The following is an 18,427-nucleotide window of genomic DNA, read 5'->3' on the forward strand; positions in this document are numbered from 1 at the left end:
GGCCGGCGGCGGTGTCCGGGGGGGGGGGGGGGGGCGCGGTCGGGGGGGGGGGGGGGGGGGTGGGGGGGGGGGGGGGGGCCCCCCCCCCCCCCCCCCCCCCCCCCCCCCCCCCGTCTGTGTCACTGCGCGTACGCGGACAGCTCCCACAGCGAGAAGCCGTACGTGGTGGCCCGGGTGAGCCCGTACACCCGCACGTAGCGGGCCTGTTGCGGGGCGAAGGTCAGCACGTCGGTGCCACCGTCACCGGCCGTGGTCGACCAGACCGTCCGCCAGGTGGCGCCGTCGTCGGAGACCTCGATGCGATACGACCGGGCGTACGCGGACTCCCACGCCAGGACCACCCGGCCGACCTGCCGCACCGAGCCCAGGTCCACCCGCAGCCACTGGTTGTCCGACCAGGAGCTGGCCCAGCGGGTGTTCAGGTCACCGTCGACGGCGCGGGCGGCGCCGTTGCCGAGCTGGCTGCTGGAGGCGGTCACCGGCCGACCGGTGGCCAGGTTGGTCACCGCGTCGCCGCGCCGGGCCGGGAACGACACCACCTGCTGGTAGGTGGGGCGGTTCTGCCAGGCGATGGTGGCGTGCTTGATCCCGCCCAGCGGCGACTGGACGATCGCGTCCGCGCACCACTGGTCACCGGCGGCGCAGGTGGCGTCGCCCGGGTACGTCTGGGCGGCCGGGGTCGTCGACGCGGTGCGCAGCGTGTCCAGCAGCACCTGACGGCACGTACCCAGGTTGCCGGCGCCGCAGAAGGTCCGCCCGGGGCCTCCGGCGACCGGGTCACCCAGCACCGCCCGCAGGTCCTTGTCGACGTAGCCCCACCAGCCGTACTGGAACGCCGAGCCCTTGTGGGTCTGCGCGCTGTTCGCCGAGGACGGCAGGTTCGACACGTCGCCCTGTTGCAGGCCGGACGGCGACTCGTTGATCTGCATCGCGTTGATCACGGACTGGTAGAGGTCCGTGCCGAGCTGGTCGCGGAACATGCCCCGCACCAGCAGCGGCCACCAGGCGTCGAAGGTACGAATCGCCTCGGCGTGCTGGTACACCTTGGAGCCCTTGGCGGTCTCCACCCGCAGCGCGCCCGCCTGCCGCCAGGCCTTGAGTCGGGTGATCTCAGTGGTCAGGGCGCTGTCGGTGACCGGCTGGCTCTCCAGCACCCGGATCAGCTCGCCGAGCACCTCGGCGCCGCGCAGGTCGGTCAGCCCGGCCTTCTGCACCAGCTCGGTCAGCGAGGCCCGGTCGAACTTACGGCCCGCCGAGATCGCCGCCTTCATCGGCTTGTCCAGCAGGTCACCCCGGTGTACGGCGCCGAAGCTGAAGTTGCCGTCGGCGGCACCGAAGTCCTTGGCCTGCTTGTTGTTCCAACTGATGTAGTAGTCCTGGTTGATCGACTGCGGGTGGGCCGAGCGCGGCGCGTACCGGGCGGTGCCGGTCGCCGGGTCGAAGTCCTGCCACTCGTAGGCGCGCTCGGCCTTCATCGGCAGGTTCGGGTTGCTGCCGGCGGCCCGCACCGGGTTGAGTCCGGAGTTGAAGTACGCCGACTGGGTGGAGTTGACGTAGAACCAGTTGAAGGCGTACTCGACGTTGTGCGCGGAGGTGAGGAACGCCTCGGCGGAACCCATCTGGGTCGGGTCGTTGAACATCTGGAAACCGATGGCCGAGTCGGCCTCGCGACCGTAGGTGGAGCGCAGCTGGGTGAACGCGTGCGGCACGCCGCCCACCGTGCCACGCCACCCCACCAGGCCCAGCTTGGTACGCCAGGCGACCAGCTTGTACGACCCGGCGGCGGTGCCGTCGGCGACGGTCGGGGTCCACCGGTTGACCCGGGACAGCTCCTCCATCGCCAGGCACTGGCCCCGGAACAGGTAGTGGTTGCTGGCCAGCGTCGGCGTACCGCCGCCGGGGACGCAGAGCGGCACCGCGTAGGTGTCGGTGATGTCGTGGATCGAGGAGGTGGCGCTCCACGCGTAGTCCTGACCCCGGCCGAGCAGGACATAGAGGTTGAGTCCGGCGAAGGCCGCGCCCCGGGCGCTGATGCCCGGTCCCTGCAACTCCTGCACCATCAGCAGTTGCGGGGAGAAGTAGCCGGTCTGCGGCCCGAAGACGGCGATCGGGTGGCCGGTGGCGGAGTGGGCGGCGGAGACCACGGCCGCGTTGGACATGCCCCGGTGCGCCGGGTCGATGGTCAGCCCGGAGAGCGCGGCGGCCAGCTCGGAGCTGCGGTTCGAGGTGGTGGCGGCGGTGGCGGAGCCGGTCGGGTCGGTGAAGATCGGCTCGACCCGGGCCGACCCGGCGTCCGGCAGGACCACGCTGGACGCGTTCGGCGAGGCGTCACCGTACGGGAAGCTCTGCCCGTCGTGCAGGGTCAACACCGTCTCCGGGTCGTTCTGCCCCCGGAAGGCGTTCCACACCCGGTCGCCCTCGGTCGGGCCGAACTTGGCCCGGGAAGCGATGCGCACCAGCGCCGACTGCATCTCGGTGCCGCCACCACCGCCGAACAGGCCGCCGACGACCCCGGCGATGGCGATCAGGTCGGTCATCACGAACGGCTTCGGCCCACCGGCGTTGGTGATCGCGTCGAGGTGACCGGTCAGCACGTACTCGCCGGGGCAGTTGCGGTTGGCCATGCAGGTCTGGATGTAGGCGTTGACCCCGGCGACGTACTCCTGCACGTCGGCGTAGAGCTGCTCGCCGCGCGCCCCGCCCTTGCTGCGCAACGCGTTCACCTGGGCCTGCAGGTCCGCCTCCGTGTACGGGGAGGTGCGCCACACGCTCTGCTCCAGCGCCCGGTTGCCGGGTGCGCCACCGGCGAACGGGGTCAGCGTGCCCCGACCGACGTGCCGCAGCAGGTCCATCGTGAAGAGTCGGTCCTCGGCTCCGGCGTAGCCGGCGCCGTACATGGTGCCGCCCCGGGTGGTGCCGGTGATGTGCGGGACGCCGTTGGTGCGGTCGCGCACGATGCGCACGTCGGAGCGCGGGGAGTAGTCGCGTTCGACCTGGCTGGGGGCGACGCCGAAGGAGGCGTCCCGGAAGAACGTGCTGACCTGGTCCTCGCGCAGCCCGGCGTAGCCGTAGACCAGGTTGGCGTACGTGTCGAGCTGGTCGGCGGAGTGCCGGGGCAGCGTGCCGAACGCCTGGTTGCCCAGGACCTCGACGAGGGTGGCGTTGCCGTTCTGGCCGGGCGGCAGGATCTCGGAGCACTCGCCGAGGCAGTAGTCATTGCCGGCGAAGGCGCTGGCGACGTTCACGGCGAGGGTGCCGGTGTCGGGGACGGGGGTGGCGGTGGCGGGGGACGACACGCCGACGAGCGCGGTGGCGACCGTGAGGGCGGCGGTCGCACCGGCGAGCAGCCGGCGGGTGGCGGTGTGACCAGGCATGGCGATCCTCTGTGGACGGGGGACCATCGGGCGGGATCATTACGTGAAGAACATTCGGTTACTGGATGGTAGGCGTCGACACCCGAGATTGGAAGGCGTCAATCGCGACTCCCCGGTACGCCGGACCCACGCGGGCGCAGAAGAGGCCAAGTGGGGATGATCAGGGCTGTCGGGGGTGGCGACTAGTCTCGGAGTGTGGCTGATCCGTCGACCTACCGTCCCGCGCCGGGCACCATCCCCGAGGCGCCGGGGGTCTACCGCTTCTACGACGGCACCGGCCGGGTGATCTACGTCGGCAAGGCGCGCAACCTGCGCAGCCGACTCAACTCCTACTTCGGCGACCTGTGGGGCCTGCACCAGCGCACCCAACAGATGGTCACCACCGCCGAGTCGGTGGACTGGGTCACCGTCGGCACCGAGGTCGAGGCGCTCCAGCTCGAATACCTCTGGATCAAGCAGTACGACCCGAGGTTCAACGTCCGCTACCGCGACGACAAGTCGTACCCGTACCTGGCGGTCACCCTCGACGAGGAGTACCCACGGCTGCAGGTGATGCGGGGCAGCAAGCGCAAGGGCGTGCGCTACTTCGGGCCGTACTCGCACGCCTGGGCCATCCGCGAGACGCTCGACCTGCTGCTACGGGTCTTCCCGGCGCGGACCTGTTCCGCCGGGGTGTTCAAACGGGCCAGGCAGGTCGGCCGGCCCTGCCTGCTCGGCTACATCGGCAAGTGCTCGGCACCCTGCGTCGGCAGCGTCACCGCTGAGCGTCACCGCGAGATCGTCGACGACTTCTGCGACTTCATGGCCGGGCGCACCGACTCCATGGTGCGCAAGCTGGAACGCGAGATGACCGAGGCCAGCGAGACGCTGGAGTTCGAGCGGGCGGCCCGGCTGCGTGACGACGTCGCCGCATTGCGCCGGGCGATGGAGAAGCAGACCGTGGTGCTCGGCGACGGCACCGACGCCGACGTGGTCGCGTTCGCCGACGACCCGCTGGAGGCTGCGGTGCAGGTCTTCCACGTACGCGGCGGCCGGGTACGCGGTCAGCGTGGCTGGGTGGTGGAGAAGACCGAGGATCTCAGCACCGGCGACCTGGTGCACCACTTCTGCACCCAGGTCTACGGCGGCGAGCAGGGCGAGACCGACGTCCCGCGCGAGCTGCTGGTGCCGGAGCTGCCCGCCGACGCCGAGGCCCTCGCCGACTGGCTCTCCCAGCACCGGGGCAGCCGGGTGACGCTGCGGGTGCCGCAGCGCGGCGACAAGCGCACCCTGATGGAGACGGTCGGGCGCAACGCGAAGGACGCGCTGGCCCGACACAAGCTCAAGCGGGCCGGCGACCTCACCACGCGCGGCAAGGCGCTCGACGAGATCAGTGACGCGCTCGACATGCGTACCGCGCCGTTGCGCATCGAGTGCTTCGACATCTCGCAGATCCAGGGCACCGACGTGGTGGCCAGCATGGTCGTCTTCGAGGACGGCCTGCCCCGCAAGAGCGAGTACCGCCGGTTCATCATCCGGGGCGCCACCGACGACCTCTCCGCGATGTCCGAGGTGCTGCGCCGCCGCTTCGCCCGCTACCTCGACGCCCGCGCCGAGACCGGCGAGGCGGGCGTGGAGTCCGCCACCGACCTGGCCGCTGTCGTCCCGGCTGCCCCCGCCGTCCCGGCGGCCCCCGGTGCGGTGACGCTTGATGGTGCGGCGACGCTCGGCGGCGCGGACGTCGGCGAGGACGAGCCGAAGGTGGGTGTGCTGGTCGACCCGACCACCGGACGGCCGCGCAAGTTCGCGTACCCGCCGCAGTTGGTCGTGGTCGACGGCGGCGCACCGCAGGTGGCCGCCGCCGCCCAGACGCTCGCCGAGCTGGGCATCGACGACGTGGCGCTGTGCGGCCTGGCCAAGCGACTGGAGGAGGTCTGGCTGCCCGACGACGACTTCCCGGTCATCCTGCCGCGCACCTCGGAGGGGCTCTACCTGCTCCAACGGGTACGCGACGAGGCCCACCGCTTCGCCATCACCTTCCACCGGCAGCGCCGCTCGAAGCGGATGACCACCTCCGCGCTGGACAGCGTCCCCGGCCTCGGCGAGGTACGCCGCAAGGCGCTGCTGCGCCACTTCGGCTCCCTCAAGCGCCTCTCGGCCGCCACCGTGGACGAGATCACCGAGGTCCCCGGCATCGGCCGCCGCACCGCCGAGGCGATCCTCACCGCCCTCGGCGCCGCCGACGGTCAGGCAGCCACCGACTGATCCGCACGGTCAGCTCCGACTCGACCGCCTCATCGACCCGCGCGGCAGCCTCAATGGGCTTCGTCGCCACCTCGTCGGCTTCCGTGCGGTCTCGGTCGTGGTCAGGTTCCGCCCGACCTGGTCGAGCACCAGGCTGGTCGGCGTGAGCGCGACCTCGTCGGCGGGGTCGATGTCGATGCGCGTCGCGCGGGGGGCTGCCAAGTCAGGTGACGCGACTATCGAGCTGACTGCACCGACGGATCGCCTTTCCCGAGAGCGCAAACGGTTCAGCTCGAAAGGCGCTGACCTGGAAGGTGCTCGAAAGGCGCTGACCTGGAAGGTGCTCGAAAGGCGCTGACCTGGAAGGTGACTGCATCGACTGACAACCCTTCCGAGAGCACGGACGGTTCCGCTCGAAGGCGTTGACCTGGTTGGGGGGAGGGACACCGCCCGCCGGACACGCCGACATCGCCGCTTCGGCCGAGCGCCGAGTGGCACAGCCGCCGACCAGCGCCCGGCCGACCAGCGCCCGGCCGACCAGCGCCCGGCCGACCAGCGCCCGGCCGACCAGCGCCCGGCCGACCAGCGCCCGGCCGAGCAGCGCCCGGCCGAGCAGCGCCCGGCCGGGCAGCGGGTCAGGCCGGGTCGGCGAGCACCCCGAGGATCTGCTCGCCGTACTTGGCCAGCTTGTTCTCGCCGACACCGCTGATCCGCGACAGCTCGGCCAGCGACGACGGGGCGTCGGCGGCGATCTGCCGCAACGTGGCGTCGTGGAAGATGACGTAGGCGGGTACGCCCTGCTCCTTCGCGGAGGCCGCCCGCCAGGCGCGTAGGCGCTCGAACGTACCGGCTGCCTCGGCCGGCAGCTCCGCGACCACGGTGGCCGCGCCCCGGGGCTTGGCCACCTTCGCTGGGCGGGCCGGCTCCCGGCGCATCATCACGGTGCGCCGCCGGCCGAGCACCTCGGCGCTGGCGTCGGTGAGCGCCAGGGTGCCGTAGTCGCCCTCGACGGCGAGCAGGCCCTCGGCGAGCAACTGGCGCACCACGCCCCGCCACTCCGCCTCGCTCAGGTCGTCGCCGATGCCGAAGACGGTGAGCGAGTCGTGCCGGTGCTGGACGATCTTGTCGGTGCTCTTACCCAGCAGGATGTCGACGCAGTGCCCGGCACCGAACCGCTGGTTGCGTTCCCGGTCCAGCCGGAACACCGTGGAGAGCAGCTTCTGGGCGGCGACCGTGCCGTCCCAGGACTCCGGCGGGGCCAGGCAGGTGTCGCAGTTGCCGCAGTCACCGTCCAGGCGCTGCCCGAAGTAGTCGAGCAACTGCACCCGTCGGCAGCGGACCGTCTCGCAGAGCGCCAGCATCGCGTCGAGGTGCGCGGCGAGGTTGCGTCGGTGGGCCAGGTCGCCCTCGGAGGTGTCGATCATCTTGCGTTGCTGGACGACGTCCTGGAGCCCGTACGCCAACCAGGCGGTCGACGGTAGCCCGTCCCGGCCGGCACGACCGGTCTCCTGGTAGTAACCCTCGACCGACTTGGGCAGGTCCAGGTGGGCGACGAAGCGGACGTCCGGCTTGTCGATGCCCATGCCGAAGGCGATCGTCGCCACCATCACCACGCCGTCGGCGCGCAGGAACCGCTGCTGGTTGGCGGCGCGGGTCGCCGCGTCCAGACCAGCGTGGTACGGCAGCGCGTCGATGCCGTTGGCCACCAGGAACTCGGCCGTCTTCTCCACCGAGGCGCGTGACAGGCAGTAGACGATGCCGGCCTCGCCCGGGTGCTCGTCGCGCAGCAGGGCGAGCAGTTGCTTGCGCGCCTCCCGCTTGGGCACGATCCGGTACTGGATGTTGGGCCGGTCGAAGCTGGCCACGAAGTGCCGCGCCTCGGTCAGGTCGAGTCGGGTGGCGATCTCCGTACGGGTGGCGCTGGTCGCGGTGGCGGTCAGCGCGATCCGGGGTACGCCCGGCCACCGCTCGTGCACCATCGACAGGTTGAGGTAGTCCGGCCGGAAGTCGTGGCCCCACTGCGACACACAGTGCGCCTCGTCGATGGCGAACAGGCTGATCCGCCCCCGGTCCAGCAGGCTCAGCGTGGAACGGCTGGCCAGCGCCTCCGGGGCGAGATAGAGCAGGTCGATCTCCCCGGCGACGAATTCCGCCTCGACCAGCCGACGGGTGTCCAGATCCAGCGTGGAGTTCAGGAAACCGGCGCGTACCCCGACGGCGGTCAACGCGTCGACCTGGTCCTGCATCAACGCGATCAACGGCGAGATCACCACCGCGACGCCGTCCCGGACCAGCGCCGGGATCTGGTAGCACAGCGACTTGCCGCCACCGGTCGGCATCAGCACCAGCGCGTCCCCGCCGGCCGCCACGTGCTCGATGACCTCCTGCTGGAAGCCACGGAACGCGTCGTACCCGAAGACCCGCCGCAGCACGTCGAGCGCCGCTGTCACCTTCTCGGCGACAGGCGCGTCGGAGGTGGCCAGGTCGGTGACGCTCACGTCGGCGGGGGAGACCATCCGAGGATTCTACGAGCCACGCCGCTGGCTGTCGGGGCCGCCATTCCCGACCGCGACCAACGCTTCGCGGCCCAGCGTCGGGTAGTCCTGAAGGAGTTAGTCATTGGCTCGCGTCGCCGTCGCCCCAGCAGAGCCCGCCGAGGCCGGTCGCGCGGTGGAAGCCGGGGTGGCCGGTGACGTCCATGCAGATCTCGTTGTCCGGGCCTGTCCGACCGCAGAACACCGGCTCGACGTGGTTCCAGGCGTCGGCCCGGGACAGCAGCGCGGCACCCGCAGGAAGTTCGGGCCGGAGGATCGTCAAGCCCTCCGTGTACGTGACCGCGTGTTCCCGGGCCTCCTGCGGGTCGACGGCCAGGTAGGTCAGGTGCAGCGTCCAGCGCCGGGGAAATCGCCCCGCGTTGGTGGGTGGCGGGCCGTCCGACCGCCGCTCGCGCTCCGTCGTGTACCGGTCGACCAGCGCATCGACGTACGAGGTGAGGGCGCTCGACCTGGTCAACGCGTGCGCGATGGCGGCCCGCTGACGTTCGGAAACGTCAGCCCCATCGAGTACGGCGGACAGATCCTCCTGGAAGCCATTGGGTCGCGCGCTCCACCGCCCCAACTGCGACGACGGTTGTCAGTCATGGCTATACCCCCTGGGTCTGATTGGTCTGCTTGCTCGATCTGGCATATCGAGCCTGCACTATGGCAAGAGATCTTGCAACGTAGCAGTGGCGAGTGTTGGATTGAATGTTGGTCGCTGGTTTGGTTCCCTGACCATGTCCCTTGTCAGCGGAGGTGCAGCTATGGCGTCGTCTGCGAGTCCCACCATTCGTGCTCGTCGGCTACGGCGGGAACTCCGGCGGCTACGTGATCACCGAGGGCTGACCGTCGATGAGGTGGCTCGCGCGGTGGGGTGGCACCGGGCAAAGGTGATCCGCATCGAGCAGGGGCACAGTGGGATCGCCACAGATGGTCTGCGGAAGCTCCTGGATCTCTATGAGGTGTCCACGGAGGAGCGGGACGTGTTGGGTGGCCTTGCCCGGCAAGCCCGGCAGAAGGGCTGGTGGAGTTCCTACGGTGATGTCCTGCACGATGACTACGTAGGTTTTGAGGCGGAGGCGACCTCGATCAGCACGTTCCAGAGCCTTTACATCCCCGGCTTGTTGCAGACCGAGCTGTATGTGCGCGCGATCATCCATGCCGGACGGGTGACTGCCAATTCGGATGAAGTCGATCGGGTTATCGCAGCGCGTCAGGCGCGAAAAGTCCTGCTCACGCGTGACGTGCCGCCAAAGATGTGGATCGTGCTCGACGAGGCTGCGATACGGCGGGTGGTTGGCGGCGCCCAGGTCATGGCGGCTCAGCTGACCCGGATCATCGAGGCGTGCCAACTACCTACTGTTGAGATTCAGGTGCTGCCTTTCGCTGCCGGCGCACATGCTTCGATGGGCGGGGCCTTCACGATCCTCGACTACGCCCAACCGGCCCTCGATCCGACCATCGTCTACGTCGACAACGACCTCAACACTCTTCTACTCGAAGAGGAGCAGCAGGTGGCGCGATATAAACTCGCCTTCGACCACCTGCGTGCGAAGGCGCTCGACCCTGACGAGTCTGCCGACTTTCTCGTCAGGGTGTCCGGCGACCTTCGTGGCTAAGTCTCGGCGAGGAGTGCTGTGATGACTGCGCCCGATCTTCAGGATGCGACCTGGCGTAAGAGTTCCCGTAGCAGTGCCAACGGGTCTGATTGCGTGGAGGTTGCCGAGGTGGGTGGCGGGTTGGCGGTGCGGGATTCCAAGGATCCGGTGGGGCCGGTGCTGCGCTTCGATCGGGCCGCCTGGTCGACGTTCGTGACCACGCTGCGCGACTGATCGGGCGGCACTCGGATCGTGGCAGTGCAGCTGGTCTCACCCCGGCGTGTCGGCTAGCTGTGGTGCCACGTTGAGGCTGGGTCGCTGGTCTGACCATGACACCTTCCCGCCAGCTGCTCAGTGTGATCGAGGCGCTTTCGCTGGATGCGCCACCCGACGAGGTCCTCGGCCCTCGGTGAGCACTCCCGGAACCGCCCGAACGAAAGCAGCACGACAGGCCGCCCTCACCCGCCCCGTCGATCATGGAGTTATGGCTGGCCATTTTGCCTTGTGAGAGGTGTTTTGTGAGCGCCCATAACTCCATGATCGACGGGCCGGGCCGGGCCGGGCCGGGTCGGGTCGGGTCGGGCTGGGGTGGGCGGGGTTCAGTAGCTCGGTGGGACCGGGATGCGCTTGGCCCAGCGCACCTCGCCGTCGGCGTCGACGTAGCAGAAGGCCACCACCAGGCGGGTCGGGTCCTCCAGGGGCAGCGCGCGGGGTTCGAGACGGTACACCGCGATCAGGCTGCCGTCGCCGGTCGCGCGGGTGCCGATGGCGCCGACGTGCGGTGCGCCTCCCTGCGTACCGTCCGGCTCCTCGCGGGCGGCGATGTCGGCCAGCCAGTCGTACCGGGCGGCCAGCACCTCGTACGCGTCGGACCAGTTGAATCCGGCGTCGCCGGCGGCGTCGGAGCCGCCCTCGGGGCGCAGCACCCGGGGCGGTGAGTTCCGGTCGTCCAGCAGCATGACCTGGTAGGAGCCCTTGCGTGGCGGCCCGGACCAGCGCAGTCGCAGCACCACCGACTGCCGGTCGGGATCGCCGTGGACCCGGTCGGTCGCGTGTGGCCAGCCGAGCGCGGCGGCGGTGCGCCCCACCCGGTCCGGCTCCGGCAGACGGGCCTCTACGGTCACCGCGACCTGGTCGCCGCCGTGTGCCCACTCACGTTCGCGTTCGACGAAACGATCCACCGTGGCCAGCACCGCGATCGTGACCGAGACAAGGGCCACCACCCAGCGCAGCCGCGCCCCGTGCCTCCCCATTTCCGGAGGATAGCGGCCTCGGGCGTCACGTGCCGTCAGTCAGCCGACACGAGCCGTGTTAGGAAGGGGCCCTTTCTAACGCCTGGTGTATAGCAGGGGACCCCTCCTTACACCCCAGGCCGGCTGGTGGACGGTGCGGCGGTGCGCTCCGTCGGGTCGGGAGCGGCGAGCTAGAGTCGGCGCTTGACCATGCCCGGTCGGCTCCGACCGCGGCGCCACGGCTTGGGGGTTGATGGGTGGGCGAGGCGCACACGACCGGTCACCACGGCGGCGTACCCGGTGAGTCCGGGATGGTGGCCGGCGAGACGGACACCACCCTGGTCGTGGTCACCGGCCTCTCCGGTGGCGGGCGCAGCACCGTGGCCCGGGCTCTGGAGAACGTCGGCTTCTACGTGGTGGACAACCTGCCGCAGGCGCTGTTGCTGGACATGGCCGAGCTGGCGGTGAAGGCCGGTGGGGCCGCCCGGCGTACCGCGATGGTGTTGGACGTGCGCTCGCGTGCCTTCTCCACCGACCTCGCCGAGGCGATCCGGGAGTTGAAGGAGCGTGGCTACGCCCCCCGGGTGGTCTTCGTCGACGCCGACGACGAGGTGCTGATCCGGCGCTTCGAGAGCGTGCGGCGCTCGCATCCGTTGCAGGGCGACGGACGGCTCGCCGACGGTATCGCCGTCGAGCGGGGACTGCTGGAGGAGGCCCGCGACCAGGCCGACGTGATCATCGACACCAGCCACCTCAACGTCAACCAGCTCCGCCGTCGCGTCGAGGAGCTGTTCGGCGCGGAGGACGCGCGGCGGCTGAGGTTGACCGTGATCTCCTTCGGCTTCAAGTACGGCCTGCCGCCGGACGCCGACTTCGTGATGGACGCCCGGTTCCTGCCCAACCCGTTCTGGGTGCCCGAACTGCGTGAGCACACCGGTCGGGAGGAGGCGGTCAGCGCGTACGTGCTGAGCCAGGCCGGCGCCGACGCGTTCGTCGACGGGTACGCGGACCTGGTCGGCGCCACCACCTCGGGGTTCGAGCGGGAGGGCAAGCGGTACCTGACCGTGGCGGTCGGCTGCACCGGCGGCAAGCACCGCAGTGTGGCGATCGCCGAGGAACTGGCGGCCCGGCTGCGTCGTGCCGGGCTGGCCGCCAACGCTCAGCACCGGGATCTGGGGCGGGAATGACGGTCCGGGTGGTGGCCTTCGGGGGCGGGCACGGCCTGTCCGTGTCGTTACGGGCGTTACGTCGCTGCGCCCCCGGACTCGATCTCGACATCACGGCGGTGGTGACCGTCGGCGACGACGGCGGCTCCAGTGGGCGGCTGCGCGCCGAGCGGGGTGGGCTGCCCCCCGGTGACCTCCGGCAGGCGCTGGTCGCGCTGGCCGGCGACCATCCGGCGACCCGGCGCAGCGCCGGGCTGTTCCAGCACCGGTTCGGCCCGGCGACGCGCGGCCTGCCCGGTAAGGGCGACGGGCTGGGTGGGCACGCGGTGGGCAACCTGGTGATCGCCGGGTTGATGGAGCAGCTCGGCGACCCGGTGGCGGCCCTGGAGCACGCCGGGGCGATGCTCGGCACGGTCGGGCGGGTGCTGCCGATGTCCTGCGAGCCGGTCGACATCGAGGCCCGGGTACGCGCCGCGGACCCCGGCCGCCCGGACGAGGTGTGCACGGTACGCGGTCAGCACCAGGTGGCGGTCACCACCGGCCGGGTCGAGTCGGTGCGACTGACCCCGCAGGCGCCGGCGGCGTGCCCGCAGGCGGTCGCCGCGATCGGTGCCGCCGACTGGCTGATCTTCGGTCCGGGAAGCTGGTACACGAGTGTCCTGCCGCACCTGTTGGTGCCGCAGTTGGCCGCGGCGATCCTGGCCAGCCCGGCCCGCCGCCTGGTCACCCTCAACCTGGCCGCCGAGAAGGAGACCCTCGGCCTCTCCGTCGCCGATCACCTGGCGGCGCTGCGTTGGTATCTGCCGGAGTTGACGGTCGACGTGGTGCTCGCCGACGCCAAGGCGGTCGGTGCCCCCGAACCGGTCGACCGTGCGGCAGAATCCCTGGGAGCCCGACTGGTCCTCGCTCCCGTCGCGGTCGATGACGGCACTCCCCGGCATGATCCGGCCGCCCTGGGCGCCGCCCTGGTGCCCGTACTGGGCGCCGATCGTTAGACACGTACGTAATCTCCGGCGACACGCCGGAACGGGTCCGTGAGGGGACGCACAATGGCGATGACGGCTGCGGTCAAGGACGAGCTGAGTCGGGTCGACGTGCCCAAGCCCTGCTGCCGGCGGGCGGAGATGGCCGCGCTGCTGCGGTTCGCCGGTGGGCTGCACATCGTCTCCGGGCGGGTGGTGGTGGAGGCCGAACTCGACACCGGCGCGGTGGCCCGTCGGTTGCGGCGGGAGATCGCCGAGGTCTACGGCTACTCGAGCGAGATCCACGTACTGGCCTCCGGTGGGCTGCGCAAGGGCAGCCACTTCATCGTCCGGGTGGTCAAGGACGGCGAGGCCCTGGCCCGACAGACCGGCCTGCTGGACGTGCGGGGCCGGCCGGTACGGGGGCTGCCGCCGCACGTGGTGGCCGCCAACGTCTGCTGCGCGGTGTCCGCGTGGCGGGGGGCGTTCATGGCGCACGGCTCGCTGACCGAGCCGGGCCGTTCCAGTGCGTTGGAGATCACCTGCCCGGGCCCGGAGTCGGCGCTGGCGCTGGTCGGTGCCGCCCGCCGGATCGGCATCACCGCCAAGCAGCGGGAGGTGCGCGGCGTCGACCGGGTGGTGGTCAAGGACGGTGACGCGATCGCCGCGCTGCTGACCCGGGTCGGTGCCCATTCCAGCGTGCTGGCCTGGGAGGAGCGTCGGGTCCGCCGCGAGGTGCGGGCCACGGCGAACCGGCTGGCGAACTTCGACGACGCCAACCTGCGGCGTTCGGCGCGGGCGGCGGTGGCCGCCGCCGCCCGGGTGACCCGGGCCCTGGAGATCCTCGCCGACGACGCGCCCGAGCACCTGACCTCGGCCGGCCGGCTGCGGCTGGAGCACCGGCAGGCGTCGCTGGAGGAGTTGGGCGCGCTGGCCGATCCGCCGTTGACCAAGGACGCCATCGCCGGGCGGATCCGCCGGCTGCTGGCGCTGGCCGACAAGCGGGCCCGCGACCTGGGCATCCCGGATACCGAAGCGGCCGTCACGCCCGACATGCTCGTGGTCTGATAGGACGGTGGGTCGTCCCGGCGCGGGCGGGCCGGCGAGGCACGCCCTCGTCGCCGCGCGTCGTCGAGGCGGTGCGGCGTCCGGCGGCGCGGGTGAGGGAAACCACCCGGCGCGGCGCGGCTCGCCGCGCTCGGATATGGTCGCTGCGTACGGCAAGGGGGCCGGCACCGGCGCTCCCCGCCGTACCCACCGCCTCGGGGCGGTCAGGTCCCTCGGACCGCGGCGGGGTGGCCGAGATGAACCGTCAACGGCCGGCTCCAACGGTCGGCGCACACCACTTCGCCGGCCGAGGGTCTCCACGCCGGCGAACCAGAACGCGAGGAGATGGGACCTGTGACCATCCGGGTTGGCATCAACGGCTTCGGCCGTATCGGCCGTAACTTCTTCCGGGCAGTGCTGGCGTCCGGCGCTGACGTCGAGGTCGTGGCCGTCAACGACCTGACCGACAACGCGACGCTCGCTCACCTGCTCAAGTACGACAGCATTCTGGGTCGCCTCCCGCACGAGGTCAAGGCCACCGCTGACGAGATCACCGTCGGTGGCAAGACCATCAAGGCGTACGCCGAGCGTGACCCGGCCGCGCTGCCGTGGGGCGACCTGAACGTCGACGTCGTCATCGAGTCGACCGGGTTCTTCACCGACGCCACCAAGGCGAAGGCGCACGTGGACGGCGGGGCCAAGAAGGTCATCATCTCGGCGCCGGCCAAGAACGAAGACGTCACCGTGGTGATGGGTGTCAACCAGGACCAGTACGACCCGGCCAAGCACACCATCATCTCGAACGCCTCCTGCACCACCAACTGCCTCGCGCCGATGGCGAAGGTGCTGCACGACACGTTCGGCATCGAGCAGGGTCTGATGACCACGATCCACGCGTACACGCAGGACCAGAACCTGCAGGACGCGCCGCACTCGGACCTGCGTCGGGCCCGGGCCGCCGCGCTGAACATCGTGCCGACCTCGACCGGTGCCGCGAAGGCGATCGGCCTGGTGCTGCCGGAGCTCAAGGGCAAGCTGGACGGGTACGCGCTGCGGGTGCCGATCCCCACCGGCTCGGCCACCGACCTCACCGTGACCGTCGGTCGGGAGACCACGGTGGACGAGGTCAACGCCGCGCTGAAGGCCGCCGCCGACGGTCCGCTCAAGGGCATCCTGGTCTACAACGAGGACCCGATCGTGTCGGCCGACATCGTCACCGACCCGGCGTCCTGCATCTTCGACGCGCCGCTGACCAAGGTGATCGGCAACCAGGTCAAGGTCGTCGGCTGGTACGACAACGAGTGGGGCTACTCGAACCGTCTGGTCGACCTGGTCAAGCTGGTGGGTAAGTCGCTGTGACCATCCGCAACCTCGACGACCTGCTCGCCGAGGGGGTGTCGGGTCGGCGCGTGCTGGTGCGCGCCGACCTGAACGTCCCGCTCGACAAGCAGACCGGGGCCATCACGGACGACGGTCGCATCCGCGCCGTGCTGCCGACGCTGGGCGCGCTGGTCTCGGCCGGCGCGAAGGTGGTCGTCTGCTCCCACCTCGGTCGCCCGAAGGGCGCGCCGGACCCGCAGTTCAGCCTCACCCCGGTCGCCGGCCGGCTCGGTGAGCTGCTCGGCGCGCCGGTGCACTTCGCCACCGACACGGTCGGCGAGTCGGCCCAGGCCACCGTGGCGGCGCTCGCCGACGGCGAGGTCGCGCTGCTGGAGAACCTGCGCTTCAACAAGGGCGAGACCAGCAAGGACGACGCCGAGCGCGGTGCCTTCGCCGACCAGCTCGCCGCCCTGGGCGACGCGTACGTCGACGACGCGTTCGGTGCGGTGCACCGCAAGCACGCCAGCGTGTACGACGTACCGGCGCGGCTGCCGCACGTCGCGGGTCGCCTGGTGCTGCGCGAGGTGGAGGTGCTCTCCACGCTCACCGAGTCGCCGGAGCGGCCGTACGTGGTGGTGCTGGGCGGTTCCAAGGTCTCCGACAAGCTCGCCGTGATCGAGGCGCTGCTGCCGACCGTGGACCGGCTGCTCATCGGTGGCGGCATGTGCTTCACGTTCCTCAAGGCCCAGGGCCACGAGGTGGGTACCTCGCTGCTCGAGAAGGACATGGTCGAGACCTGCCGCAACCTCCTGGAGCGCGGCGCGGGCAAGATCATGCTCCCGGTCGACGTGGTGGCGGCGGACGCCTTCGCCCCGGACGCCGCGCACGACGTGGTGCCGGCCGACGGCATCCCCAGCCACCGGGTCGGGCTCGACATCGGTCCGGAAACCGTGGCCGGCTTCGCCGCCGCGCTGCGGACCGGCACCCGGACGATCTTCTGGAACGGCCCGATGGGCGTGTTCGAGATGGCCGCGTTCGCGGGCGGCACCCGGGGGGTCGCCGAGGCGATCGCCGAGTCCGAGGCGTTCAGCGTGGTCGGTGGCGGCGACTCGGCGGCGGCGGTGCGGTCGCTCGGCCTGGACGAGAAGTCCTTCGGCCACATCTCCACCGGCGGCGGCGCCTCCCTGGAGTACCTGGAGGGCAAGACCCTCCCCGGCATCGCGGCCCTGGAGAACTGACTGATGGCAAGTGCTCCCCGCCGGCCCCTGATGGCCGGCAACTGGAAGATGAACCTCAACCACCTCGAGGCGAACCTGCTGGTGCAGAAGCTGGCGGCCAGCCTCACCGAGAAGCAGCTGACCGACGTGGAGACGGTGGTCCTGCCGCCCTTCACCGACCTGCGCACGGTGCAGACCGTGGTGGAGGGCGACAAGCTGCTCATCGGCTACGGCGGTCAGGACCTCTCGGCGCACGCCTCCGGCGCGTACACCGGTGAGATCGCCGGGTCGATGCTGGCGAAGCTGGGCTGCACCTACGTGGTGATCGGGCACTCCGAGCGGCGTGCCTACCACGACGAGGACGACGCGCTGGTCAACGCCAAGGTGCAGGCCGCGCTGGCCAACGGGCTCACCCCGATCCTCTGCGTGGGGGAGGGGCTGGACGTCCGCGAGCAGGGCGGGCACGTGGCGCACTGCGCCGACCAGCTCGACGCGGCCCTCAAGGGGCTCACCGCCGAGCAGGTCACCAAGGTCGTGGTCGCGTACGAGCCGGTCTGGGCGATCGGCACCGGCAAGACGGCGACCCCGGACGATGCCCAGGAGGTGTGCGGCGCGGTGCGGTCCCGGCTCGCCAAGACCTTCGACCAGGCCACCGCGGACCAGGTCAGGGTGCTCTACGGCGGTTCGGTGAAGTCGTCGAACGTGGCCGCGATCATGGCGCAGCCGGACGTGGACGGTGCCCTGGTGGGCGGCGCCAGCCTGGACGCCGAGGAGTTCGCGAAGATCTGCCGGTTCCCGGAGCACATCACCGGCTGATCGCTCGCTATCCTTGACTCCGCCCGTCCGCCGGTCGGTGCCGCCGTGCCCGACCTGTCCGGGCGAGGATCGTAACGAGAGGACTGACCCCCGCCATGCCGATCTGGTTCGCCTACACGTTGATCGTGTTGCTGGTCATCACGAGCGTTCTGCTCGTCCTGCTGATTCTGCTGCACCGGGGCAAGGGCGGTGGGATGTCCAGCATGTTCGGCGGTGGGGTCAGTTCCAGCCTGGCCGGGTCGTCGGTCGCCGAGAAGAACCTCGACCGCTACACCGTCCTGGTGGGCATCGTGTGGTTCGCCTGCATCGTCGGGCTCGGGCTCTGGCTCCGGCTCGAAGTCGGCACGGGGGTCTGAGCGGCCTCTCCAGTCGTACAATCTGCGCGCGGTCCGTCACTCGACGGGCCGCGCGCAGTCCGTTTCACCCGCTGCACCGCGTCGCCCGCCGTCCACCCCTCGACGGCGGTCCCCTCCGACGACAGGAGCGAGCGCCGTGTCGAACGGCCAATTCATCCGGGGCGCCCGGGTCGGGTCCGCGCCCCCACGCCATCCCGAACGCCATCAGCCGGTCCCGTGCCGGTCGGTGAGCTACTGGTGCCGTAACGGGCACCGCACCGACATCCGGCTGGCGGCCGAGGTGCAGGCCCCGCCCACCTGGGACTGCCCGCGTTGCGGTCTGCCGGCCGGTCCGGACGCCCACGATCCGCCCGGCCGGGTGCGGGCCGAGCCCTACAAGAGCCACCTGGCGTACGTGAAGGAGCGGCGCACCGAGGCGGAGGGGGAGGCGATCCTCGCCGAGGCCCTCGCGGCCCTGCGTCGCCGACGCGGCGCCCGTTGAATCCCGGCGCTCGCTGAATCCCGGCGCTCGCTGAATCCCGGCGCTCGCTGAGCCCGGCCCGGCAGATCGCGCCGCCGGGTGTTAGGAAGGGTCCCCTG

General features: G+C 71.0%; 16 protein-coding genes. 12 read left to right on the top strand and 4 right to left on the bottom strand.

All coding sequences use genetic code 11. The annotated features are described in order from the left end of the window. Positions 1-119: 119 nt before the first annotated feature. Positions 120-3,374 carry a penicillin acylase family protein gene (locus ACIBO1_RS08800; RefSeq protein ID WP_396742872.1) on the bottom strand — a complete coding sequence of 1,085 codons (3,255 nt, stop codon included), beginning with the start codon at positions 3,372-3,374 and terminating at the stop codon, positions 120-122. 195 nt (positions 3,375-3,569) lie between these two features. Here ACIBO1_RS08800 and uvrC point away from each other — a divergent pair, with 195 nt between their 5' ends. Continuing rightward, on the top strand, positions 3,570-5,618 hold the full coding sequence (gene uvrC / locus ACIBO1_RS08805) for an excinuclease ABC subunit UvrC (RefSeq protein WP_396742875.1): 2,049 nt from the start codon (positions 3,570-3,572) through the stop codon (positions 5,616-5,618). A gap of 142 nt (positions 5,619-5,760) precedes the next feature. Beyond that, positions 5,761-5,955 carry a hypothetical protein gene (locus ACIBO1_RS08810; RefSeq protein WP_396742878.1) on the top strand — a complete coding sequence of 65 codons (195 nt, stop codon included), beginning with the start codon at positions 5,761-5,763 and terminating at the stop codon, positions 5,953-5,955. A gap of 277 nt (positions 5,956-6,232) precedes the next feature. On the opposite strand, the gene recQ is transcribed toward ACIBO1_RS08810, so the two are convergent. Together recQ and ACIBO1_RS08820 are read right to left on the bottom strand one after the other, a co-directional pair. Next, positions 6,233-8,113, bottom strand: coding sequence for a DNA helicase RecQ (gene recQ, locus ACIBO1_RS08815; protein WP_396742881.1), 1,881 nt, complete (start codon positions 8,111-8,113; stop codon positions 6,233-6,235). A 100-nt stretch (positions 8,114-8,213) separates the two neighbouring features. Continuing rightward, complete coding sequence (locus ACIBO1_RS08820; protein WP_396742884.1) at positions 8,214-8,609, bottom strand: hypothetical protein; 396 nt, start codon at positions 8,607-8,609, stop codon at positions 8,214-8,216. Between the two features lie 289 nt (positions 8,610-8,898). On the opposite strand from ACIBO1_RS08820, the gene ACIBO1_RS08825 reads away from it, so the two are divergent. Beyond that, positions 8,899-9,753 carry a helix-turn-helix domain-containing protein gene (locus tag ACIBO1_RS08825; RefSeq protein WP_396742887.1) on the top strand — a complete coding sequence of 285 codons (855 nt, stop codon included), beginning with the start codon at positions 8,899-8,901 and terminating at the stop codon, positions 9,751-9,753. Between the two features lie 21 nt (positions 9,754-9,774). After that, positions 9,775-9,966 carry a DUF397 domain-containing protein gene (locus tag ACIBO1_RS08830; RefSeq protein ID WP_396742890.1) on the top strand — a complete coding sequence of 64 codons (192 nt, stop codon included), beginning with the start codon at positions 9,775-9,777 and terminating at the stop codon, positions 9,964-9,966. Between the two features lie 365 nt (positions 9,967-10,331). On the opposite strand, the gene ACIBO1_RS08835 is transcribed toward ACIBO1_RS08830, so the two are convergent. Further along, positions 10,332-10,985 carry a hypothetical protein gene (locus ACIBO1_RS08835; protein WP_396742893.1) on the bottom strand — a complete coding sequence of 218 codons (654 nt, stop codon included), beginning with the start codon at positions 10,983-10,985 and terminating at the stop codon, positions 10,332-10,334. Positions 10,986-11,275: 290 nt separating this feature from the next. Here ACIBO1_RS08835 and rapZ point away from each other — a divergent pair, with 290 nt between their 5' ends. The 8 genes from rapZ to ACIBO1_RS08875 all read left to right on the top strand — a co-directional run bounded on the left by rapZ (position 11,276) and on the right by ACIBO1_RS08875 (position 18,329). Next, on the top strand, positions 11,276-12,151 hold the full coding sequence (gene rapZ, locus ACIBO1_RS08840; protein ID WP_396743303.1) for an RNase adapter RapZ: 876 nt from the start codon (positions 11,276-11,278) through the stop codon (positions 12,149-12,151). After that, a complete protein-coding gene (gene yvcK / locus ACIBO1_RS08845) occupies positions 12,148-13,125 on the top strand; it encodes a uridine diphosphate-N-acetylglucosamine-binding protein YvcK (RefSeq protein WP_396742896.1) in 978 nt (325 codons plus the stop codon). The genes rapZ and yvcK overlap by 4 nt, the downstream gene beginning before the upstream one ends. A 54-nt stretch (positions 13,126-13,179) precedes the next feature. After that, positions 13,180-14,160 (top strand): DNA-binding protein WhiA, encoded by a 981-nt coding sequence (gene whiA, locus ACIBO1_RS08850; protein WP_350696532.1) that lies wholly within the window; start codon positions 13,180-13,182, stop codon positions 14,158-14,160. Positions 14,161-14,493: 333 nt separating this feature from the next. Then, positions 14,494-15,498, top strand: coding sequence for a type I glyceraldehyde-3-phosphate dehydrogenase (gene gap / locus ACIBO1_RS08855; RefSeq protein WP_350696533.1), 1,005 nt, complete (start codon positions 14,494-14,496; stop codon positions 15,496-15,498). Further along, complete coding sequence (locus ACIBO1_RS08860; RefSeq protein ID WP_396742901.1) at positions 15,495-16,697, top strand: phosphoglycerate kinase; 1,203 nt, start codon at positions 15,495-15,497, stop codon at positions 16,695-16,697. Before gap ends, ACIBO1_RS08860 begins: the two co-directional genes overlap by 4 nt. A gap of 3 nt (positions 16,698-16,700) precedes the next feature. Then, positions 16,701-17,492 (top strand): triose-phosphate isomerase, encoded by a 792-nt coding sequence (gene tpiA, locus ACIBO1_RS08865; protein WP_350696535.1) that lies wholly within the window; start codon positions 16,701-16,703, stop codon positions 17,490-17,492. Positions 17,493-17,587: 95 nt separating this feature from the next. After that, on the top strand, positions 17,588-17,848 hold the full coding sequence (gene secG / locus ACIBO1_RS08870) for a preprotein translocase subunit SecG (protein WP_131052175.1): 261 nt from the start codon (positions 17,588-17,590) through the stop codon (positions 17,846-17,848). A gap of 136 nt (positions 17,849-17,984) precedes the next feature. Further along, positions 17,985-18,329 carry an RNA polymerase-binding protein RbpA gene (locus ACIBO1_RS08875; RefSeq protein ID WP_350696536.1) on the top strand — a complete coding sequence of 115 codons (345 nt, stop codon included), beginning with the start codon at positions 17,985-17,987 and terminating at the stop codon, positions 18,327-18,329. The last annotated feature ends 98 nt before the right edge of the window (positions 18,330-18,427 follow it).

This window comes from Micromonospora sp. NPDC049903 (genome assembly GCF_044460945.1).
In the GTDB taxonomy this organism is placed as follows: domain Bacteria; phylum Actinomycetota; class Actinomycetes; order Mycobacteriales; family Micromonosporaceae; genus Micromonospora.

Coding starts and splice junctions, on each gene's coding strand:
- rapZ (WP_396743303.1), top strand. CDS start 11,276: ATGGTGGCCGGCGAGACGGACACCACCCTGGTCGTGGTCACCGGCCTC.
- ACIBO1_RS08835 (WP_396742893.1), bottom strand. CDS start 10,985: ATGGGGAGGCACGGGGCGCGGCTGCGCTGGGTGGTGGCCCTTGTCTCG.
- ACIBO1_RS08830 (WP_396742890.1), top strand. CDS start 9,775: ATGACTGCGCCCGATCTTCAGGATGCGACCTGGCGTAAGAGTTCCCGT.
- whiA (WP_350696532.1), top strand. CDS start 13,180: ATGGCGATGACGGCTGCGGTCAAGGACGAGCTGAGTCGGGTCGACGTG.
- ACIBO1_RS08800 (WP_396742872.1), bottom strand. CDS start 3,374: ATGCCTGGTCACACCGCCACCCGCCGGCTGCTCGCCGGTGCGACCGCC.
- ACIBO1_RS08825 (WP_396742887.1), top strand. CDS start 8,899: ATGGCGTCGTCTGCGAGTCCCACCATTCGTGCTCGTCGGCTACGGCGG.
- tpiA (WP_350696535.1), top strand. CDS start 16,701: ATGGCAAGTGCTCCCCGCCGGCCCCTGATGGCCGGCAACTGGAAGATG.
- yvcK (WP_396742896.1), top strand. CDS start 12,148: ATGACGGTCCGGGTGGTGGCCTTCGGGGGCGGGCACGGCCTGTCCGTG.
- recQ (WP_396742881.1), bottom strand. CDS start 8,113: ATGGTCTCCCCCGCCGACGTGAGCGTCACCGACCTGGCCACCTCCGAC.
- secG (WP_131052175.1), top strand. CDS start 17,588: ATGCCGATCTGGTTCGCCTACACGTTGATCGTGTTGCTGGTCATCACG.